The organism is Shinella sp. OV683, assembly GCF_057787725.1.
This window is the reverse complement of the sequence record NZ_JBYMED010000002.1, coordinates 176,170-195,370: the sequence shown is the minus strand read 5'-3', so window position 1 is coordinate 195,370 and position 19,201 is coordinate 176,170. Positions and strand designations below refer to the sequence as shown.

Sequence of the window (19,201 nt, the reverse complement as noted above, 5' to 3'; positions counted from 1 at the left end):
CGAGAGCACGACATTGGAATTCAAGCGGCTCAAATATTTCATCGCGGTCGCCGAAGAATTGCATTTCGGCCGCGCGGCGGCGCGTCTGGACATGGCCCAACCGCCGCTCAGCCGTCAGATCGGCCAGCTCGAGAAGGAACTGGGCGCACTTCTGTTCGACCGCAGCCGCAGCCAGATCCGGCTGACCCAGGCGGGTGAATTCCTGCTGGAAAGGGCGCGTGAACAGCTGGCCGCGCTTGAAAGCACCTATGAAGAAGTCCGCCGCATCGGGGCCGGCAACGAAGGCCGCCTCAGGATCGCCTTTGTCGGCTCGGCCACCCACGGCGTGCTGCCGACGCTGATCAAATCTTACCGCGCCCATCATGCGGATGTCGATCTGGTGCTGGCCGCGATGAACAATGCCGAACTCAAGCGGGCGCTGATCCAGCGCGAGATCGACGTGGCGATCGCCCGCCCGTCGATTACGGATGACGAGGTGAAATCGGAGTTCCTACATCAAGAACCGCTGATTCTGGCGCTTCCCGACAATTCGCCGCTCAATGCCCAGGCGATTCCAAGGTTGGGCGATCTAGGTCAGGAGACCTTCATCCTCTATCCCAGCAATCCGCGGCCGAGCTTTGCCGACTACATTCTCGATGTCTGCCACCAGGCCGGCCTTGGATCGGTCAAGACGGTGATGGCGATGGATTACCAGACCGCCATTAGTCTTGTCTCTGTCGGGGTCGGACTGTCGATCGTGCCGGAATCGGTGTCGTCGACCCAGCGCGCCGGGGTCAGCTACCGCAAATATTTCGGCCCCAATCCCGGCACCGCGTTGTCGGTCAACTACCGCCAGGATAATCGCTCACCGCAACTGCGCGGCTTCGTCGAAATCGCGCGGCGCTACAGCCAGGAGAGCGGATTGAGGCGAAAGCCTGTCTGATTATCGCGAAATATGCCGCAGAATTTGCGTCACATTCTGAAAGATCGGACATGAAACTATTCTTCCCACCACAGTCGCCGTTTGCCCGCAAGTTGGGCATTCTCATTATAGAAAAGCAAAGTGAAGGGGGTCGACCGGATCCTGATAAGCCCTTTCGCCCTGCCGCCCGACTTTCTCGCCGTCAATCCACTTAGCAAGGTGCCGGTCTTTGGCTCTTGGCGATGGCGGCGAGATCCTGTGATATCCGGATACGCTGGGAGGCGACGGAAGGCGCACCGCATGGTTCGCGTCGTTTGAAAAGCGTCCATCCATGCAGGCGACCAACCCCAACTGACGGTGGCAACCGTGCCGCCCCATCTGCGCGATTCTCCTCCATGGTTCGGTGTGCCTCCACGATCTCTTCCCGCCGGAAGACCGGACCCGTTATCAGCGGCAACGTGCCGTTTTCCACCATGGCCACGAGATCCGGAAAGGGCATGGACCTGAAGTCTTCGAACCCGCCGGAATACGCCGTGAGGTAGACGCCGGTCGGAATCGCCATCATCGGCTCGAAATCGTCGATCGTCCATTTGTTGCCGACTCCCGCCATGCAGACGATCCCGCCTTCTCCAGCCGCTCGCAGGGAATCCTCAAGCGTCCTCGTGCCCACCAGTTCGAGCACCTTGTCGGCGCCATCGGGCCACGCATTTCAACTGATCGTGAATGTCGCCGCTATCGACAAACACCAGATCCGCTCCGATCCGCTTGAGAGAGTCCTGCCGTTCGGCATTTCGCGTCGTGGCGGCCACGACCGCGCCCTGTAACCGGGCTATCGCCAGCGCGGCCATGCCGACCGATGTCGTGCCACCGCGTATCAGCAGGCGATCACCGGCTTTGAGGCGAAGTGCGCGGTTAAGGCAACCCCATGCCGCCCATCACGGTGGCAACCGTGGTTCCGGGGCTGAACTCGCCGCCAGGCGCTTCGGCTACCGTACCGACCGCTTCGATGCCGAGAATGCGGGGAAATCTCACATTCGGCGAGTGGCCCTGCCGTGTAAATATTTCCGACCGGTTCATGCCGAAAGCCTCGACGCGGATAAGCACCTGTCCGACCCTCGCGAGCGGCCTTGCGACGTCTTCTACCTTCAGGTCCCCCGGTCCGCCCGGCTTCGTGATCACCACTGCCCGCATGATATCGCTCATCGTGCGATTCCGTTAGACTATTGCTGCAGCTCGCAGATTAAGTTCAAAAGGCAGAATAGCACATGGCTCGTCATCAATTTCAAACGTCGTGTTTCAATTGCTGAACTCTCGCGGCCCTTTTTCGCATTCTGGTTGAACGCGACAAGGGGGTGAGTCACACAGCACAGGACGGTATCAGCATGGTTTCGAGCGTTGGACGTTCGCGTATCGACAATGTGGCTTCAACCGGGGTACGCCATGTTCGTTTTGAGAAGCCCTGCCTTGGGCCGCCGCAATCAGCTTGGCATCACCCATTTGTCCGCATTTGTCGCGCGTTGCTGGTCCTATCGGCTTTACCCTCGCAATGGCTTTCCGCGGTATTCGCACAGGTGAGCGATGAGGAGCAGGAATTACTCTATTTGGGGGACCACATCGCCGAGTGGATCGCCGACCCGGCCGATGGTTTTTGTTCACCCGTCAAGTACTGACGCATAGAGCGCGTGGTTGGGCGAACGAAGCCGTCACCATCTGCCGCTCAGAGTCGGTTGTTGCTGGCGATCGAGGGCGATCCGAAACTTGCGACCGAGAAATCGATGAAACTACGCAGCTTCGGAGTCAGCCGACGGTCTGGTGCATAGAGGATCTGCAACGGCCGCGTCGGCACTTTGTAATCAGGCAGGAGCGCCACAAGCCGGCCGTCAGCAAGGTAATCCTCCAACAGTTCCAGCGGCTGCAACATGATGCCCAGGCCTTCAAGCGCCGCGCAAAGCAGTGGTTCGCCGTGATCGGCCATCAAACTGCTGGTTACAGGCACGACTTCCCGTCCGTCTGGCCCGTCGAAAGTCCAGTGGGTCCTGAGCTCCGTATGGGAAAATCCGAGACATTCGTGATCTTTCAAATCGCGCGGCGATGCAATCGGGGAGTGCTCCGCCAGATAGGCGGGCGAGGCGCATATCACGAGGCGATAGGGGGCAAGTTGTCGTCCGATCAGGCCACTGTCGGACAATTCGCCGACCCTAAACACGGCATCGTAGCCTTCCTCGATCAGATCGACGGAGCGATTGGCAAGCGTGAGTTCCACCGTCACTTCCGGATACATCTTCATGTAGTCCGGCAGTCGCGGAGAAAGCGTGCGCATGCCGAAGCTGACGGGGGCGTTGATCCGCAAACGGCCGCTTGGAGTGGCGCGGGTTTCTGCGGCCATGTTTTCCGCGTTTTCGACCTCCGAAAGAATTATTTTTGTACGTTCATAGAAGATGCGGCCGAAGTCTGTCAGGCTTTGACGGCGGGTGGAGCGGAGCAACAACTGGACACCTAGATGCTGCTCGAGTTTCTGCACGTGCTTGCCGACCAGTTGCGATGACATCTGCAACGATTCACCTGCGGCACTGAACGAGCCGCTTTCCACCGCCCTGACAAAGATCTCCATGCTCGTCAGTCGGTCCATTTGAAACGTCCTGTTTCAGGTCAAGCGATCGTCACAAGATTTATCGCAATTCATTTCAAGGTCAAGATCCGTGACAACCACAACCATGAATATGACGATGAAACTCGTAATTGTCGGAACAGGAAATATGGTCTCGGGCTTTGCCCATGCCTTTGTGTCGCAGGGCACGCAGACGCCATGCGGTTGGCGCTGCCGAAGCGGTTAAAAAAGTAGGGTCCGAATTTCTGGTCGAGGGCCAATTCAAACTATACTCGCGGCACGGGGCCGCGCATCCAAACTCAGGGATGGGACGTCAGCCGCCCCATTGATTTAAACTGGAGGGACTTGATGGATTCGCTACGCACACTGAACAGGGCGGCCGAAATAGCCTTCATTGCGGACGGCCATGGGTCCGGTGCCTCGCCGGATCTTGCCCTCGGCGCATTTCGGTTGTCCGGCGTCTCGCTTGAGCTCGGCACGTTCAATGGCGAGCCGGCGTTCAAGATGACCATGCCGAGCCAGGCGATACAGGATCCCTTGAAAGCACAACTCGCCGACCGCGACTTCATGGCATGGCTACCGCTTGATTTCGGCGACGGCGTGGTGGAGGCGGAGCTGGCGAGTGAACTCGTGCCGGATGCGCCAGACTATGCCAGGGGCTTCATTGGCCTTACCTTCCGGATCGATCGCGCGGGTCGGTTTGAAAGCATCTATCTGCGCCCAACCAATAGCAGCGCCGACGATCAGGTTCGCCGTAATCACAGCGTTCAATATGTCGCCTACCCGGATTACCGGTTCTACACGCTAAGGCGCGAGGCACCGGAGAAATACGAGAGCTACGCGGACCTCGATCTTGGACGCTGGATCCATCTAAAGATCGTGGTATCGGGCCAGAGGGCAGAGCTCTATCTTGATGGCAGGAGCCGCCCCGCTCTGATCGTCAAAGACCTGAAATACGGCCCTGGGCAGCGCGGCGGTGTCGGCGTCTGGTTGGAATCAGGAACGATTGCCTATTTTCGCAATCTTAGTGTGACGCCCGCATCCTGAGGGGCTGGGGACGAGATCCCACCGCTGTTTCGGCTCTAGGCAGACAAGCCTTGCGAAAAGCGAGCTTATGCGGCCTCCAAGGAAGCGCGGTGATACGAGCTTTGAGACAGTTGTCTCAAACTTTACAATATTAACAATGGCTAAGCTGAGTTTGGTCAATTGACTCGATATGGGGCTGATTTTATCACCAAGTGGTATACAGGCAATCCTGCCGCCGCTACAACGCCATCTGAAAGTCGGAAATCATGACACTTCCCCTTGATGGAGTTCGCGTTCTGGATCTTTCCCGCGTTCTGGCCGGACCGCTATCCACCATGGTTCTCGGCGATCTCGGTGCCGAAGTCATCAAGATTGAACATCCCGGTCGCGGCGACGACACGCGTGACTGGGGAATGCGGATCGGCAAGACCGAAACGTCCTACTATTATGCGTTCAATCGCAACAAGCGCTCGTTGACGCTCGACCTTTCGACCCCCGAGGGTCAGACGGAGGTCAAGAAACTTGCGAAGGAAGCCGATGTCGTCGTCGAGAATTTCCGCAACGGCGGCATGGAAAAGTTCGGTCTCGATTATGAGACGCTGCGCCAGATCAATCCAAAGCTGGTCTATTGCGCTATCGCCGGCTACGATCGCTTTGGACCGGAAGCCGATCGTCCCGGCTATGATCTCGTCGTGCAGGGCGAAAGCGGCCTGATGTCGATCAATGGTGAAGAAGGCAGGCCGAGGCTGAAATTCGGGGTCGCCGTCGTTGACATGTTCACCGGCATGTATGCCGCCCAGGCAATAATCGCGGCCCTGCTTCCGGCAAAACTCAGTGGTGTCGGCCGGCGGATCGATCTGGCGCTGTTCGATTGTGGTTTGACGATCAGCGCCTATTACGGCCTCGACGCCCTGATGATGCAGCAGGATCCGCTACGCTATGGCAATCGTCATCCGTCGGTGGTTCCCTATGGCGTGTTCGAGGCCGCCGACGGACCGCTGGTGCTGGCCATCGGCAACAACAAGCAGTTTCAGGTCGTCTGCACCGACGTGCTTGAACGCCCGGATCTCGCCGCCGATCCGCGCTTTACCACCAATCTCCTGCGCATGCAGAACCGTGAAGCACTCGAGGCTCAGTTCGAACCGGCAGTCGCCGCCCTTCCACGGAAGTATCTTCTGGAAAAGCTTGCCGTCCTGGGCATTCCCTGCGGCGAAGTGTTGGGCCTGCACGAGGCTCTTGTTCACCAGCGTGCCCAGGAAGCCGGTCTCATTCATGAGGGAGCGGACACAGCGGGCGGAAGTCCCGCGCCCTTCCTGGGATCCCCCTGGCGGCTGGATGGCCAACGGTCTCCGGCGATGACGCCTCCGACATTGGGGTCCGATACCCAGGATGTTCTTCAGCACGGATGGAAGACACGCTAACCTTTTCCGGAGCGCCCGTCGGTGCATGGAAGGCGCGAGGTTCTCTCGCGCCTTCCATGGTACCTCGTCTGGGCTGGTGTAGCCCCTGACTTATTTCTTGAATTTCATCTGCGAGGTGTCGAAAGTGGTCACCTGGGACTGCATCATGCCGTCCTTGGTCACATAGGCATCGGCACCCTTATAGGGCTCCGCAAGGAAATCGGCATCCAGACGCCATGACACGTTGACGGTGTCACCGACGACATTGACTTCCTCATTGGTGAATTTCGCGCCCTTCAACCCGCCGTCCTTGCGATCCTTGCAAAAACCGATGAAGAGCGTGGACACATTGGCGCGACCCTTGAGCCAGACACCGTTCGGTAACATGAATTCGGCATCCTCGGGATATTGCTGCATGATTCGATCGAAGTCGCAATTCGACAGGGCCTCGAGATGCTCGCTGACGACGGCTTCAGGTGTTGCCTGCTTTTTGAAGCCGGGCAGCTTTACGTCAGTTGCCATGGCTGATGTGCCGGTCATCATGGCGATGGCCGTAAAGATCACAAGAATTCGTTTCATTTAGTTCTCCTCCGTTGTAAAATACAGCAACATGCTGTTGGTTTGCTCGTGGTCGAGCATTTCCGGGAAAGCCCCATGGTCATTCCTCGGAAAGAGTATCGGAACTATCGGCAATACCACGCCGCCCCATCCTCCGCGGGCGGTACTGTGAGGCCCCGCTGCACGCCGGCGATATCTTCGCTATGGCGCGCCACGGGTCTTACCCTTGTTCCATATTGATGATTCTCCTGGTGGGGAAAATCGAAGGCACACCTTTTGCGTGCATGGCGCCCCATATTCCCCGCTTGTCGATCAGCATCACGGCAATCGCCACTGACCCCATGACGATGAAACTCCACGTTCCGAGATCGGCCAACAGCTCGCGCAACAGAAAGAAGATGACCACGCCAAGGAATGGCCCTTCGATTGTGCCGACGCCGCCGATGACGACGATAAAGATCACGAAGGCCGTCCAGTCGTTGATGTTGAACGCCGCGTCCGGGGAGATCCTCAGCTTCTGCAAAAAGATGAAGGCGCTGATGACGGCGGTGAAGCCTGCGACCAGGACATAGACGATGAACCGGGTGCGATAGGTCTTCACGCCGAGCGTCTCGCTGGCGATCTCGGAATCCCGGATTGCCGTCAATGCCAGGCCCCAGCGCGACCGCATCAAGGCCCAGACGATGAGCACTGAGGCCGTGGCCAGTGCGAAGGCGATCCAGTAGAGAATCATTTCACGGCCATCACGGCTGGCTGCGATGGATTTGACGACGCTTGTCGGCAAGGATATTCCCGAGCCACCGCCCAGAACCTGGATTTGACCCGCGACGATGCTGAAAACCTCCGCGATAACCCAGGTGCCGATCGCGAAATAGGCGCCGCTGAGGCGAAAGGCCAGCCAGCCGGTTGGAACTGCAATAATCATGACGATCAGTCCCGTCAGTGGCATTGCCAAGAGCACGGGCACACCCGCCAGCATTGTCAGCGAGAAGAAAACATACCCACCCGCGCCGACATAGGCCTGCTGGCCTACGGAAATGACGCCCGCATAGCCGGCGAGCAGGTTCCACATCTGCGCCAGCGCCAAATAGCTGAATATTTCCACCAGCAACCGCATTTCGGATCGCCCGAGAAAAAGCGGACCGGCAGTCAGAAGCAGCAACGCAAGAATGGCGAGCGCAAGCCGCCAGTGCGCAAATACGCCTGGCATCACTGACGTCCGGACTTGGGAAGTGGAAGCCAATGACGTCATGATGTTCTCCTTGAAAACAGTCCCTGAGGGCGAACCGCGAGGATGACCAGAAAGATCAGATGTCCAGCAAGCAGTTGAAAACGAGGATCGATCTGGCCCCCTACCGTCTGGGCGATGCCTAGTGCTATGCCGCCGGCGAGCGTTCCCCAGAGACTGCCCAACCCGCCGATGATGACGGCCTCGAAAGCAAACAACAACCGAACCGGCCCCGCCGATGGATCGAAATTGGTTCGCATGGCAAAAAGGCCGCCGGCGATTGCCACCACCGCCGCGGCAATCATGGTCGCGATGGCGAACGTGTGAGCGTTGTTTGCGCCCATCAGCCCGACGATCTCAGGATCGTCGGCCGTGGCGCGCAACATCCGGCCGGTCGACGTGCGATATGAAATGAACCCGATCAGGAAGATGATCGACAGCGCGATCAGGAAGGTCAGCACTGGCAATGAACCGATCGCGAGATCCGGGCCGATATTAACCGAGGCTGTATCCAGTCCCCCAACCGTTAATTTCCGGCCATTGGCGCCGTAATAGTTGAGCAGCGCATTCTGAATGATGATCGATAGCCCGAATGTGACGAGAACAGGGGGTAATATGTCCTGGCCCAGGACCCGATTGAACAGGAAACGCTGCAATGCATAGCCTGCCGCACCCATGATGGGTACAATGAGGAGCACGGCAACGAATGGATTGACGCCTGTCGTATCGCACACGCCTAGAGTGAGATACGCGGCCACAACAATGAAATCGCCGTGTGCGAGGTTCACAAACCGCATCACCCCGAACATCAGCGACAGGCCGGCAGCGAAGAGCGCGTATAGACCACCGAGCAAGATCCCCTGCACGATTGCATTGACCCAGATCACGATACCTTCTCCTTCACGCCAAAATAGGCTTCCACGATCTGCTGGCGGGTGAGTTCCGCGGGCACGCCGGTCAGCGATACTCTCCCCTCCTGGAGGCAATAGATGCGATTGGAAACGGCGAGTGCCTGGTTGATATCCTGCTCGACGATGACGAGCGCCGTGCCTTGTTCGCGTATCCGCGGCAGTGTGAGATAGATGTCTTTGATGATTTTGGGAGCCAGTCCGAGGCTGATCTCGTCACAGAGCATCAGGGCCGGATTGGCCATCAAAGCGCGGCCGATGGCGACCATCTGCTGCTGACCACCTGAAAGGGCCGAGCCGGGGTTGTTTCGCTTGGCCACGAGATCGGGAAAGATGTCGAAGATGCGCTCGATCGTCCAATAGCCCTTGCGCTGGCCATAGGCGCCGGCCTTCAGATTTTCCTCGACGGAAAGCGAGGCGAAAAGCCGCCGGCCCTCCGGTACCAGTGCTACGCCCGCCCGGACGGCCTCATGCGCCTTCCATCCGCCGCGTGCTGTTCCACCCCAAAGAAGCGCCTGGCCCCTTGAGGGGACGAGGCCCGCCAACGATTTCAAGAGGGTGGACTTACCAGCGCCATTGGCTCCGATGATCGCAACGGTTTCATCGGGCGATATCTGGAAATCAATCCCGAACAGGGCCTGAAAGTCACCATAGAAGGCATCGAGCTGCCGAATTTCAAGCAGCGGTCGCGACATGTTTGTCTATCCCCATATAGATCTGCTGAACGGTATCGCTGGCCATGATCGCGTGTGGCTCGCCGTCTGCCACCTTGCGTCCAAAATTTAGAACCACCAGCCGGTCAACGACCGCAAGCAGGGCATGAACCACATGCTCGATCCAGATGATGGCAACGCCGCTTTCGCGGACGCTTGCCACGGATTGCACCAGTGCCTGGCACTCGTCCTCGGTCAGTCCCCCGGCGATCTCGTCAAGAAGCAGGAGTTTCGGCTGAGTAGAAAGAGCGCGCGCCATCTCAAGCCGCTTGCGATCCAAGAGCCGCAAGGAGCCCGCAGCGAGATTGGCCTTGGGCGCGAGGCCGGTACGCTCAAGGATTTCACGGCATCGCCGGGCCGCCGCCTTTTCTGTTTCGCCGGCGCCAAAGATCGCCCCGACGAGAAGGTTTTCATATACGCTCATGCCGACAAACGGGTGTGGGATCTGAAATGATCGCGCGATGCCAAGGCGGCAGCGCTGGGCCGGTTGAAGTCCGGTGACATCTTCGCCCAGAAAGGAGATCGTTCCCGCATCAGCCTTCAGATTGCCGGATATCAATCCAAACAGGCTGGTCTTGCCGGCTCCGTTCGGCCCGATAACGCCGACCGCATCGCCCGCAGAGACGCTCAGATCGACGTTGTCCGTGACCCTGAGCGCTCCGAAGTTCTTGCAGACGCCAGCAATATTCAGGAATTCCATCACGCATGCTCCTCCCCTAAAGATGCGGTAGGCCGCTACAAGATCGCAGGCCCAGGGTTGGTGCAATGCATTGAAAAGCATCATGCAATACCAAAGTATGATCACGCCGCGATGAAATTCCGGAGACGCAAAAAGTTGCGATTGCAACGGGTTTCACGACCATCATGGTCGGAAAATAGACGTATGAAAGCGTGGTCGAGCCTAGGCTCGACCACGCATCCTATCAGAGGTCATCCTATCAGAGGTATTGGGCTGTCTCAGCCCACGGTCACCATCTGCCCGTTGACAGGGATTTCCGGATGGTCGCCGTTTTCGACGATATGAAGCGTGGGCTTGCCATCCTTCACGGTCCACTGCCCGCCGACAAGGGGCGTCTTGGCGATATTCGGTACCGGTCCCTTGGAGAAATCGATCGGTCCCACAATCGATTTATAGGAGGTCGCCTTGATGGCATCGCGGATGGATGCCGGATCGGTCGGGTCCTCGGTGCGCTTCAATGCATCAATCACAACTTCAAAAAGCGAATGCTTGAACGCCAGCGGCATGGTCCAGGGTTTCCCTGTCGTCTTCTCATAGTCGCTGGCCAGTTCCGCCGACGTCTGGCCGGTAAAGCCGGAGGAGAAGGGATGGGACGGGGACCACCATACCTCGACCGACAATTTGTCGCCACGCTCGCCAAGCGCCTGTATCGGCTGCGGAAATTCCAGCGCCTTGGCGACCGTGACGACTTTGGGCTTGAACCCTTGTTGCGCCGCCTGGGTCCAGAATGTCGTAAAATCCGGGGGCACGACGACCCCGGTGACGATTTCGACGCCCGCTGCCTTGAAGGCCGAGATCTGCGAGGTGAAATCGTCGGTCATGCCCTTGAAGCGGCCGGTGTCGACCAGCGAGAAACCCTTGGCGCTCAAAACCGGTGGGAAGCCGAGCTTGGGATCGCCCCAGGCATTTCCATCCGGATCGTTGGGCCAAAGCGCGCCGACCACCTTGGATGTTTCGGTTTTTGACCAGAGGCCGGTGAAAACGGAAATAATGTCCTCGAGCCCCCAGAAGAAGTGGTAGGTCCAATCGAAACCCTTTGCGGGATCGCCGCCACGACCGAAGAAGTGCGGTTGCCAGGGCGTGTCATTGGTTACGCAGGGAACGCCGTTCAGCTCTGCTTGGTCGGCCACCGGGTTGGTGGTGTCCGGCGTCGAGGTGGCCGTGATGATATCGACCTCATCGCCCATGATCAGTTCCTGGGCGACGGAAGACGCGCGGTTCGAACTCGACTGGCTGTCCTTCACCACAAATTCAATCGGGTGCTTGCTGCCATTGATCTGGATGCCGCCAATCGTTGCCTTGCGAAACTGCTCCAGGACGAAAGCATCGGGTTCGGCAAACACGGCAAGCGGCCCCGTTTGGGGCGTCACAAAGCCGATCTTGATCGTTTTTGGTGCTGCGATTGCTGGCATAGGAAATGTGCTGGCGAGTGATGCGACGCTGACAGCCCCGCTGGTCTTCAAGAAATCACGCCGCGACAACGGAAATTTGATATTATGCATTTTATCCTCCCAGATGATCGGAGGATTTATCGCTCAGTTTACCGGTCAAACCATACCTTCACAGGTATTTGTGCATACCATCACCGAGATGAGCTCGTGCTTTCGGTTGCCTGAAAGTTGCCGCCGAAATCACAAAAACATCCTATCCGCAGGACTAAGCGCTTCGGTGGGAGTGAGCGCGGAACCGGTCGCCTGGCTGGTATGGCTGCGTGTGGCGAGCCCACTGCCTTCAGCTTTTCGCCTTGTTGGGATCGTCGAATGCCGATCCGTCACTCACCCTCCGCCGCGCAATACCAGCACGGATCAGGAGAACAGATCAATGCGCACCAGTTTCTCAAGCTGCGACACCAGATGCGCCGGCGTCAGCCGGTCGGCATAGGGCATTAGCAGCGCCTCCAGTGCGGAAGGCCTAGCCGACGGACAATCGCGCTCCGGGGCTCACTCCTATGAACGCTTTCCGTATCGAGTTCCTCGAACTGCTCAACTTACTAAAGATCGCTCCCGCGAGCGCGGTCATTTTGGTCGACCCTGCTCGTTGTAATGTTGCGGCAATCCTTCTCTTGCATTGCTTTCGAACAATCCATTCGAGATAGAGGCCGAACGCCGTGCGCCAAATCCTATTCGCCCAACATAACATTGCGGATCTGCGGTGAGACGATGATCAACCGCATTCGTCTTCCGGCAGTTGCACTGCCGCTCATGCTTCTGATCGCTGGCTGTACTTCCGTTGATTTGAAGGAAGCCGGCACTTTGACAAGCTATGATCATCTTGGCTCATCCAAAGGGAAGTTCACGAAGTCGCGAACATACGTCGACGCTACCGGCCTCTCGACCGTCAAGACAGTCACGATTGTCCCAGCGACGTTTGCGCTTGCAGCCTTGTCACGCGTGAAGTTGCCTCAAGATAGGGCTTTGGTAACAAAAGCCTTGGATCGCGCCGTTTGCATTGCTCTTAGTGACAAATTTATCGTGGTTGCTCCGGGCCAACCGGCGGATTTGACAGTAAGGGCGGTGGTTACAGACATCGTCGTCACCAACAAGACCATGGCTGGCGTGTCGACAGCAGTGTCGCTGGGTAGCAGTGCTGTGCTCCCGGTGGGCATACCGCGTCTGCCTGCTGGGCTCGGAGGGCTCGCAATCGAAGCCGAGGCTGTCGATCCCAAAGGCATGCAGCGTGCCGCTGTGGTCTGGTCGAAGGGCGCGAATTCCATCACCAACAATGCGCGGGTCTCAGACGTCGGCGACGCCTACAGCCTTGCCTCAAATTTTGGCAGCTACTTCGCCCGCATGATCATCACCGGCAAAGAGCCAAAGGGATTCCAGCTATCGCTGCCATCCGGCCAGCGCATGAAATCCGCACTCGGCGGTAAGCCGAAATATGCTGCCTGCGACGCCTTCGGTCGCTCGCCGGGTGTTCTCGGCATGGTGGCCGACAAGGTCGGTGCCCCGCCGGAATGGACCGACAAAAGTGCAGAGACACCTTCCCAATAACCTCCAAACGATAATAGCCAGGAGTCTGAATGATGAAGCAAACTGTAGAGACCGAATTTCGCAGCGCAGCAGCGCCGAGCGTTGTGCGTCTGGGCAATGCAACAGAACCGCACAAGTTCGCAATGTCGATTGCCGCGCTTCTGACGGTCTGGATCATGTTTCCTCAAACCGCCTTGGCGGCGGATCTGGAAGCGGATAACGCTGTAGCCGCTCCGGCCGAGCAATTCGATGCAAATCGTTACGGCGACTTCCGCGACACGCTTGCAGACTGGCAACTGATCGTTGGAGCGGGTGCCATCTATATGCCGGAGTATGAAGGCTCCGACAAATTCAAAGTTAACCCACTACCGTTGTTTTCGGCGCAATACGGCGAGCGGGTGCATGTCGACATAACCGGAGTCACCGTCGACGCGTTCAAATATGAGGGCTTTCGGCTCGGTGTCAAAGGCGGCTACGAGGTCGGACGCAAGGAAGACGATTCAGATTATCTGCGTGGCCTCGGCGATATAGATGCAGGCAGCGTCATAGGTGGCGTCATTAGTTATGAGAAAGGACCCTTCGAGGTCTACGCAAATTTGAACAAGACCATCGGAGGCAGCGAGGGTCTGACTGGGGCGCTCGGGGCGAAGGCGTCGTACCGATACGAACGCTTCATATTTTCCACTGATGTGTCCGGAACTTGGGCCGACGACAATCACATGCAATCGTATTTCGGAATTACGCCCACGCAAGCGCTGCGTTCTGGCCTCCCGGAATATAACGCCAAGGCCGGTTTCAAGCGCATCGATGTCAAGGCATCGATTACCTACATGATGACTGAAAATTGGATGGTCACGGGTGCCGCAGGCGCAGGTTTCCTTATGGGGGATGCAAAGCATAGTCCGGTTGTGAAAGACGATGTGCAACACTTTGCTTTGCTGGGATTGTCATACCGGTTCTGAAGCGACGCTGGCGAAGTCTGGAGCAACGCAGTCGTCACCGGCAAGCAGGAGGAAGGGTCCGACGTTATTATCCCTCTCTCCTGTCGTCACGGGTGAGTCACCGCCTTTGAAAGGCCCGTGCGCGCGCTTTTTGCTTGCGGAACAGCATGAGGGCCAAACGCCGGCAGGGATCGACTGGAAGCAGATGACTGACCTGCCAGTCCATTCAACATATGATGCAATTGAGAAGTTTGGTTGGCACGCCATCCGCTGGAAGATCGAGGTCTTCCGTGAGATCCTGGCGCCCGGCCTTTAAGGGGGAGAACGCTCTTTGCCAAACATAATCAGTCGACCAATCGTGATCCTCTTCATCGAGGAGGAAAAGGCCGCGACAAGTCTGAACTCACTGCTGACGGCAAACGGAATGCCGGTGACACGGGTTTGTTCTGGCGGCGAATTTCTCGAAGCTATCGAGCTTAGGCGTTATGACGCTGTCATTACGAGGACATATAACATAGGGACAGTGTGCCGCCTCACGCAATTGCCAATCTTAAACGTCGAAAAGTTCGTTTTCACGACAGAGCAGAGTGACGGAGCCAACCTGCGTCGGCGCTTTGATCATCAAGCTTTCTTGCAAAATTTGAATTCAATAGCTCACGGTTCATTAGAATTTCGCTGATCGGCTGAAGATCGGCCACACGAGCCAAGAAAACTGGGAATATTGCGATTGCATACCAGCACGGTCTCGGCGTTCTTTTCCGGCGCGGTGATCGTTTGTCGTCAATTCCACCGCGCACTATTTCTTGTCGCCGCAGGTGTTCGCGTGTACCTTCGGGGCTTGCGGCGGAGCTGACAAGATCGACGACTCTGAACCACTGCTGAAACCAACGCCTTTCTGAGAGGAATTGACTCGCTCCTTCAGCGTAGGACCTCACCGCATGGCTTCTGCTATCTGTAGCAAGGCTGAATATATGATCTCCGGATCACTTGGTGCAACGGCATTTCGGGCCAGGCCTTCGGCGTGAGCGACAATCTCGTGGGCCGCACGCAATGCCGACCGCCCGTCCGGCGTAAGTTCGGTAGTAAGGACCCTGCCGTGTACCGGATGGGCCATTCGCTTAATAAGGCCGTCCCGTTCGAGTGTCGCTATGATGGACTGCATCGTCTGCGGTGTTACGAAGGCCCGCCGCGCCAACTCCGCACTTGATAAGCCCGCGCTGAACTCAAGCCCCGCCAGTACCGAGTATTGCGGTGTCGTCAATCCGATGCTCCTAAGTTGGGTGTCGAGATGGCCCCGCAGCGCTTGCTGCGCCCGCTTCAGCGCATATCCGAGCGAGCGGTAGGTATCATCCATCGGTGGGACTATCAGGCTAGACATATCAGGACCCTTACATTAGATACATATCAGTGCCCTGATAATAGTGGGTCATGTGTAGAAAGGATAGACAGCTTATGCCTCGACTAATTGGACCGGACTTCATCGGAATCCAGACGAAGAATCTGGACGCAGCACTTACCTTCTATCGGGATGTTGTCGGGCTTACGCCGTCGGCAAAAGCCCCTCCTGGCGCGGTTGTTTTCGAAACACATCCCATTCCATTCGCCGTCCGCACGTCGATCGAAGACTTTGACGACACGGAAAAGCTGGGGGTTGGCATCGCGATCTGGTTTGGTTGCGACGACGCTGACGAATTGCACGCTCATCTGTGCGAGCGCGACGTGCGGATAGCGTTCCCGCCGAAGGACGGTCCGTTCGGGCGCTATTTCCCCTTCGTCGATCCATTTGGCTATACGATAACTGCGCATACGGTCCCACAAAGTAATTGAAACCGCGTCCGTAAAGTCGGCAGAACTCTCATTTCGGTTTAGAACTGAATGGTGAAGGTAGTTCCAGATGAGGTGCTATCGATCGTCACTTGACCGCGATGATTGGTAACGATTTGCTTGACCAGGCTCAGTCCGAGCCCAGCACCGGTGCTGCGAGGCGTGATACGGTAGAACGGCTCAAATACCTGCTCTCGTTGACTTGCCGGTATTCCGGGGCCTTCATCGGAAACTTTGATCTCGCCGTTTCGCGAAACTGAGACGGAGATCATGCCGTTGTTGCCGCCGTGATCAATGGCGTTGCGCACCAGATTACCGATTGCGCGCGGCAATGCAGATGGGCTAGCCTTTCGTTCGAAACGTTCGATATCGCTCTCAAAGGATATCTCATAGCCTGCCGCAATTGCCATCGGCGCCAAATCGGCCACAACCGTTCGGGCGATATCGACGAGATCGACCGTCTCATGCAGGCCGGTCGCCTGATCGTTACGCTCGAAGTCCAGAAGTTGTTCCGCAGTTTCGCCGAGCCGCGCGACATCATCCATTAGTCTGCGACGCTCTTTGCTCTCCGACATTCCTTCTATCCGGATCTGCATGATGGCGATCGGCGTTCTCAGTTCATGTGCCGCGTCGATCAGGAAGCGCTGCCTTGCGCGATACTGTTCCTCCAGACGTTCAAGAATCCCATTGAATGCAACGATCAGCGGCGCGACTTCCTTCGGCACATCACCAACCGGGAGCCTCGATCCCGCTCGGCGTGGATCAACGTCTGGTGCCTTGCTAACAACGGAGTTCAGACCGGCAAGCGCGCGCCGCACTATTCGCGGAACGACGAGAAAGATTGCGGGCAGCGCGATCACCAGAAGCGGGACATAGATTGGATAGGTCTTCCTGAGCATCATCAGGAAAGTTTCAGTCCTGTTCGATTGGCCTCCATACATTACCCGGACTTCACCGAGCGGCGTTTCGACGACATCTATGGAGGCATTCTCATTTGTGCCGACAGAGCCGCGTATATCGGCATCCTTTATCAGATAAACGTAAGGGGCCAAATCCGCATATGCAGAAGGTATCGGCCCATAGGACGCCGTCTTTCGGTCGGCCATGGCTACAATAAACCAAAGACGACCACTCTCTGCACTCCATGAGCGTAGTTGCTGCCCTTCAACGATACTAACGTTACCTTGTCGATCACGTACCAGGGACTCCTCAAGAGTTGTGGCGAGTTTGTCCTGCATTCCCACATTTGGTGACAGGATCAAGGCTCCATAGAAGCAAAGCCCGGTGACGACCGCTGCGACGACTGCGACGAAGACCAGGCTCAGTTGCCAGCTGAGCCTCCACCAGAGGGATCCGTTTGAAATATCTGGCGCAGCCATTTACTCCTCCTTCAGGAGATATCCGACTCCTCGGATATTGTGGATGGTTACCCCTGCTGAAGTGTCCGACAAGCGTTTGCGCAGCCGGGAGATATGTGCGTCGAGCGCATTCGACTGGATTTCTTCTTCGTAGTTGTAGACCGCGGCTTCGAGTGTCGACCGAAGAACGGTCTTGTCCTTGCGCTTGGCCAGGGCGAGGAGAACCAGAAGTTCGCGTCTGGGAAGTTCGAGTGGAGCGGAATCGATGGTCACATTCAGATGCAGCGGATCGATAGCAATACGCCCGATTGCAATCTGCGGCTCCACAAGATTGGGTGGCCGCCTGAGCACCGCGCGCAGGCGCGCCATCAACTCTTCAACAAGGAACGGCTTGCCCAGATAGTCATCCGCGCCACCGTCCAGGCCCTCGATGCGCTCCATCGGCTCATTCCGCGCGGTCAGTACGATGATCGGCGTGTCTACCCCTGCGCGCCGTAGTTGTGGGATGAAGGTCAGCCCCTCACCATCGGGCAGCCGCCGGTCAAGGAGAATGACATCGTAGGTATTCTGTCGTGTCAGTTCACAGGCGTCAGCGAGCCACATCGTGTGGTCGATGACTATGCCTTGCTTGCTGAGCGCCACGGTCAACGCATCGGCCAGTTCCTTTTCATCTTCGATCAGCAGAAGTCTCATCACAAGCGCTCCATTTATGCTCTCCTTTTCTATGGTCAAGGTTGCGGCAGGATTACGGAGAGCAAATCTCGACCGGGTAATGCTGCTGCAATTATCGACATTTATCACTGAGAACCACCGGCCGCAAAATGTGCGGCGCCGCCATAGTGAGTTTGAAGAAGAAGGATGCCATTTATGGCCCCCAAATGGAGCGTGAGAATCGTCAAGGCAGGGATGCTGCTCGGCGGCTGCACTCTCGCCGTCATCTATCTCGATCCCGCCCGCAGCACGGTGGATCCGAATGAACGCGTCATGGATATCGTGGTGGCAGCATCTGCAAACCCGGTCAGCAAGCCGCTGGAACTCGCACACGCTGAGGTGGCAATCGTTGAGGCCACTTCAATGGTGGAGCGGCTGCGTGTCAGCGGTGAACTCCAGCCGGTCAATCGTATCGTCGTCCGAACAAAAGCTGGAGGGCAGATCCTTGATCTGAGTGTGCGAGAAGGACAGGCAGTGAAAGCCGGGGACGTTCTGGTGCGTTTTGAGACCAACGATTTACAATCGACGCTGCTGCAGCGCGAGAGCGACCGCAAGGCCGCCGAGGCCGAACTGGTTCTGGCGAAGCAGGCGCTCGCCAGAACCGAGCAACTTGCATCGAAGAACGTGATATCCAAAGAACAGCTTGAAAAGACAAGGAGCGATGTAGCGGCGAACACAGCCAAGGTGCAGAGTCTATCGGCGCAGCTCGACATCGCCCGCGTCGCGCTGCGTGATGCGGAGATTCGCGCTCCTTTTGATGGTATAATATCGAGCCGCACCGTTGAAACAGGCGCGCGCGTCAGCGCGGATGCCGAGCTTCTGACTGTGGTTGACACCAGCATTTTGGAGGCGAAGGTTCTTGTCTCGACACGTGATATCCTTCGCGTCAGGGTGGGCCAGACAACCGAACTGCAGATCGATGGGATGCAAGGGCAAGTTATCAAGGGCACGGTCACCCGCATCAATCCGATTGCAGATAGCGGTACACGTTTTGTGCCGGTCTACCTGGAACTTCCCAACCCCGATGCACATCTCTGGGGCGGCATGTTCGCAACCGGCTCGGTCCTCGTCCGCGAAAAAGCCGATGCACTCGTGGTTCCAGCCATATCGCTTCGGAAAGACGACGCCGGCGATTATGTGCTCACGCTGCACGCCGGTAAACTTCAGCGTCAACCCGTGACGGTAGGATCGGCCTGGAACGGCGGCAGTCTTATCGAGATTGCCAACGGCCTCAACGTTGGCGACACGATCGTTACCGTCCCTCTCCCCGAACTCAGGCCCGACGTTGCTGTGACACTCGAAAGGGCTGGTTGA

General features: G+C 57.4%; 22 protein-coding genes. 10 read left to right on the top strand and 12 right to left on the bottom strand.

Annotated elements, in window-relative coordinates; all coding sequences use genetic code 11:
* The first annotated feature begins 13 nt into the window (after window positions 1-13).
* Entirely contained in the window at window positions 14-922 is a 909-nt protein-coding gene (locus ACXHRN_RS27880) for a LysR family transcriptional regulator (RefSeq protein ID WP_488642084.1), read from the top strand.
* Window positions 923-1,112: 190 nt separating this feature from the next.
* On the opposite strand, the gene ACXHRN_RS27875 is transcribed toward ACXHRN_RS27880, so the two are convergent.
* On the bottom strand, window positions 1,113-1,571 hold the full coding sequence (locus ACXHRN_RS27875) for a zinc-binding dehydrogenase (protein ID WP_488642307.1): 459 nt from the start codon (window positions 1,569-1,571) through the stop codon (window positions 1,113-1,115).
* Here ACXHRN_RS27875 and ACXHRN_RS27870 point away from each other — a divergent pair.
* Window positions 1,510-1,725 (top strand): hypothetical protein, encoded by a 216-nt coding sequence (locus tag ACXHRN_RS27870; protein WP_488642311.1) that lies wholly within the window; start codon window positions 1,510-1,512, stop codon window positions 1,723-1,725. The genes ACXHRN_RS27875 and ACXHRN_RS27870 overlap by 62 nt on opposite strands.
* An 88-nt stretch (window positions 1,726-1,813) precedes the next feature.
* Here ACXHRN_RS27870 and ACXHRN_RS27865 read toward each other — a convergent pair whose 3' ends face one another.
* Window positions 1,814-2,104 carry an alcohol dehydrogenase catalytic domain-containing protein gene (locus ACXHRN_RS27865; protein WP_488642083.1) on the bottom strand — a complete coding sequence of 97 codons (291 nt, stop codon included), beginning with the start codon at window positions 2,102-2,104 and terminating at the stop codon, window positions 1,814-1,816.
* 179 nt (window positions 2,105-2,283) lie between these two features.
* On the opposite strand from ACXHRN_RS27865, the gene ACXHRN_RS27860 reads away from it, so the two are divergent.
* Entirely contained in the window at window positions 2,284-2,571 is a 288-nt protein-coding gene (locus tag ACXHRN_RS27860; protein ID WP_488642082.1) for a hypothetical protein, read from the top strand.
* A gap of 47 nt (window positions 2,572-2,618) precedes the next feature.
* Here the strand turns inward: ACXHRN_RS27860 and ACXHRN_RS27855 are convergent, their stop codons facing one another.
* Window positions 2,619-3,530, bottom strand: coding sequence for a LysR family transcriptional regulator (locus tag ACXHRN_RS27855; RefSeq protein WP_488642081.1), 912 nt, complete (start codon window positions 3,528-3,530; stop codon window positions 2,619-2,621).
* A 327-nt stretch (window positions 3,531-3,857) separates the two neighbouring features.
* Between ACXHRN_RS27855 and ACXHRN_RS27850 the strand changes: the two genes are divergently transcribed.
* Complete coding sequence (locus tag ACXHRN_RS27850; protein ID WP_488642080.1) at window positions 3,858-4,556, top strand: hypothetical protein; 699 nt, start codon at window positions 3,858-3,860, stop codon at window positions 4,554-4,556.
* A 245-nt stretch (window positions 4,557-4,801) separates the two neighbouring features.
* Complete coding sequence (locus ACXHRN_RS27845) at window positions 4,802-5,956, top strand: CaiB/BaiF CoA transferase family protein (RefSeq protein WP_488642079.1); 1,155 nt, start codon at window positions 4,802-4,804, stop codon at window positions 5,954-5,956.
* A 90-nt stretch (window positions 5,957-6,046) separates the two neighbouring features.
* Here the strand turns inward: ACXHRN_RS27845 and ACXHRN_RS27840 are convergent, their stop codons facing one another.
* The 6 genes from ACXHRN_RS27840 to ACXHRN_RS27815 form a co-directional block, all read right to left on the bottom strand.
* Window positions 6,047-6,514 carry a nuclear transport factor 2 family protein gene (locus tag ACXHRN_RS27840; RefSeq protein ID WP_488642078.1) on the bottom strand — a complete coding sequence of 156 codons (468 nt, stop codon included), beginning with the start codon at window positions 6,512-6,514 and terminating at the stop codon, window positions 6,047-6,049.
* 199 nt (window positions 6,515-6,713) lie between these two features.
* Window positions 6,714-7,745 carry a branched-chain amino acid ABC transporter permease gene (locus tag ACXHRN_RS27835; RefSeq protein ID WP_488642077.1) on the bottom strand — a complete coding sequence of 344 codons (1,032 nt, stop codon included), beginning with the start codon at window positions 7,743-7,745 and terminating at the stop codon, window positions 6,714-6,716.
* A complete protein-coding gene (locus ACXHRN_RS27830; RefSeq protein ID WP_488642076.1) occupies window positions 7,742-8,608 on the bottom strand; it encodes a branched-chain amino acid ABC transporter permease in 867 nt (288 codons plus the stop codon). Before ACXHRN_RS27830 ends, ACXHRN_RS27835 begins: the two co-directional genes overlap by 4 nt.
* On the bottom strand, window positions 8,605-9,324 hold the full coding sequence (locus tag ACXHRN_RS27825; RefSeq protein ID WP_488642075.1) for an ABC transporter ATP-binding protein: 720 nt from the start codon (window positions 9,322-9,324) through the stop codon (window positions 8,605-8,607). Before ACXHRN_RS27825 ends, ACXHRN_RS27830 begins: the two co-directional genes overlap by 4 nt.
* Entirely contained in the window at window positions 9,305-10,042 is a 738-nt protein-coding gene (locus ACXHRN_RS27820; protein ID WP_488642074.1) for an ABC transporter ATP-binding protein, read from the bottom strand. Before ACXHRN_RS27820 ends, ACXHRN_RS27825 begins: the two co-directional genes overlap by 20 nt.
* Window positions 10,043-10,299: 257 nt before the next feature.
* Window positions 10,300-11,583, bottom strand: a complete 1,284-nt coding sequence (locus ACXHRN_RS27815) for an ABC transporter substrate-binding protein (protein WP_488642073.1) — start codon at window positions 11,581-11,583, stop codon at window positions 10,300-10,302.
* Window positions 11,584-12,240: 657 nt separating this feature from the next.
* Here ACXHRN_RS27815 and ACXHRN_RS27810 point away from each other — a divergent pair.
* The 3 genes from ACXHRN_RS27810 to ACXHRN_RS27800 all read left to right on the top strand — a co-directional run bounded on the left by ACXHRN_RS27810 (window position 12,241) and on the right by ACXHRN_RS27800 (window position 14,673).
* Window positions 12,241-13,074, top strand: coding sequence for a DUF3313 domain-containing protein (locus ACXHRN_RS27810; RefSeq protein WP_488642072.1), 834 nt, complete (start codon window positions 12,241-12,243; stop codon window positions 13,072-13,074).
* A gap of 29 nt (window positions 13,075-13,103) precedes the next feature.
* Window positions 13,104-14,015, top strand: a complete 912-nt coding sequence (locus tag ACXHRN_RS27805; protein WP_488642071.1) for a MipA/OmpV family protein — start codon at window positions 13,104-13,106, stop codon at window positions 14,013-14,015.
* A gap of 310 nt (window positions 14,016-14,325) precedes the next feature.
* Entirely contained in the window at window positions 14,326-14,673 is a 348-nt protein-coding gene (locus tag ACXHRN_RS27800) for a hypothetical protein (RefSeq protein ID WP_488642070.1), read from the top strand.
* Between the two features lie 252 nt (window positions 14,674-14,925).
* On the opposite strand, the gene ACXHRN_RS27795 is transcribed toward ACXHRN_RS27800, so the two are convergent.
* A complete protein-coding gene (locus ACXHRN_RS27795) occupies window positions 14,926-15,348 on the bottom strand; it encodes a MarR family winged helix-turn-helix transcriptional regulator (RefSeq protein WP_488642069.1) in 423 nt (140 codons plus the stop codon).
* A gap of 98 nt (window positions 15,349-15,446) precedes the next feature.
* Between ACXHRN_RS27795 and ACXHRN_RS27790 the strand changes: the two genes are divergently transcribed.
* Window positions 15,447-15,821, top strand: a complete 375-nt coding sequence (locus ACXHRN_RS27790; RefSeq protein ID WP_488642068.1) for a VOC family protein — start codon at window positions 15,447-15,449, stop codon at window positions 15,819-15,821.
* A gap of 38 nt (window positions 15,822-15,859) precedes the next feature.
* Here the strand turns inward: ACXHRN_RS27790 and ACXHRN_RS27785 are convergent, their stop codons facing one another.
* Window positions 15,860-17,197, bottom strand: a complete 1,338-nt coding sequence (locus ACXHRN_RS27785) for a sensor histidine kinase (protein WP_488642067.1) — start codon at window positions 17,195-17,197, stop codon at window positions 15,860-15,862.
* A complete protein-coding gene (locus tag ACXHRN_RS27780) occupies window positions 17,198-17,869 on the bottom strand; it encodes a response regulator transcription factor (RefSeq protein ID WP_488642066.1) in 672 nt (223 codons plus the stop codon). It lies immediately after the preceding gene.
* Between the two features lie 174 nt (window positions 17,870-18,043).
* On the opposite strand from ACXHRN_RS27780, the gene ACXHRN_RS27775 reads away from it, so the two are divergent.
* Window positions 18,044-19,201 carry an efflux RND transporter periplasmic adaptor subunit gene (locus tag ACXHRN_RS27775; RefSeq protein WP_488642065.1) on the top strand — a complete coding sequence of 386 codons (1,158 nt, stop codon included), beginning with the start codon at window positions 18,044-18,046 and terminating at the stop codon, window positions 19,199-19,201.

Bases quoted from the DNA above. Each gene is read 5' to 3' on its own strand.
- ACXHRN_RS27850 (WP_488642080.1), top strand. From the start codon at position 3,858: ATGGATTCGCTACGCACACTGAACAGGGCGGCCGAAATAGCCTTCATT.
- ACXHRN_RS27810 (WP_488642072.1), top strand. From the start codon at position 12,241: ATGATCAACCGCATTCGTCTTCCGGCAGTTGCACTGCCGCTCATGCTT.
- ACXHRN_RS27780 (WP_488642066.1), bottom strand. From the start codon at position 17,869: ATGAGACTTCTGCTGATCGAAGATGAAAAGGAACTGGCCGATGCGTTG.
- ACXHRN_RS27815 (WP_488642073.1), bottom strand. From the start codon at position 11,583: ATGCATAATATCAAATTTCCGTTGTCGCGGCGTGATTTCTTGAAGACC.
- ACXHRN_RS27865 (WP_488642083.1), bottom strand. From the start codon at position 2,104: ATGAGCGATATCATGCGGGCAGTGGTGATCACGAAGCCGGGCGGACCG.
- ACXHRN_RS27825 (WP_488642075.1), bottom strand. From the start codon at position 9,324: ATGTCGCGACCGCTGCTTGAAATTCGGCAGCTCGATGCCTTCTATGGT.
- ACXHRN_RS27835 (WP_488642077.1), bottom strand. From the start codon at position 7,745: ATGACGTCATTGGCTTCCACTTCCCAAGTCCGGACGTCAGTGATGCCA.
- ACXHRN_RS27845 (WP_488642079.1), top strand. From the start codon at position 4,802: ATGACACTTCCCCTTGATGGAGTTCGCGTTCTGGATCTTTCCCGCGTT.
- ACXHRN_RS27775 (WP_488642065.1), top strand. From the start codon at position 18,044: ATGGCCCCCAAATGGAGCGTGAGAATCGTCAAGGCAGGGATGCTGCTC.
- ACXHRN_RS27855 (WP_488642081.1), bottom strand. From the start codon at position 3,530: ATGGACCGACTGACGAGCATGGAGATCTTTGTCAGGGCGGTGGAAAGC.
- ACXHRN_RS27790 (WP_488642068.1), top strand. From the start codon at position 15,447: ATGCCTCGACTAATTGGACCGGACTTCATCGGAATCCAGACGAAGAAT.
- ACXHRN_RS27860 (WP_488642082.1), top strand. From the start codon at position 2,284: ATGGTTTCGAGCGTTGGACGTTCGCGTATCGACAATGTGGCTTCAACC.
- ACXHRN_RS27785 (WP_488642067.1), bottom strand. From the start codon at position 17,197: ATGGCTGCGCCAGATATTTCAAACGGATCCCTCTGGTGGAGGCTCAGC.
- ACXHRN_RS27795 (WP_488642069.1), bottom strand. From the start codon at position 15,348: ATGGATGATACCTACCGCTCGCTCGGATATGCGCTGAAGCGGGCGCAG.
- ACXHRN_RS27870 (WP_488642311.1), top strand. From the start codon at position 1,510: ATGCAGACGATCCCGCCTTCTCCAGCCGCTCGCAGGGAATCCTCAAGC.
- ACXHRN_RS27805 (WP_488642071.1), top strand. From the start codon at position 13,104: ATGATGAAGCAAACTGTAGAGACCGAATTTCGCAGCGCAGCAGCGCCG.
- ACXHRN_RS27820 (WP_488642074.1), bottom strand. From the start codon at position 10,042: ATGGAATTCCTGAATATTGCTGGCGTCTGCAAGAACTTCGGAGCGCTC.
- ACXHRN_RS27840 (WP_488642078.1), bottom strand. From the start codon at position 6,514: ATGAAACGAATTCTTGTGATCTTTACGGCCATCGCCATGATGACCGGC.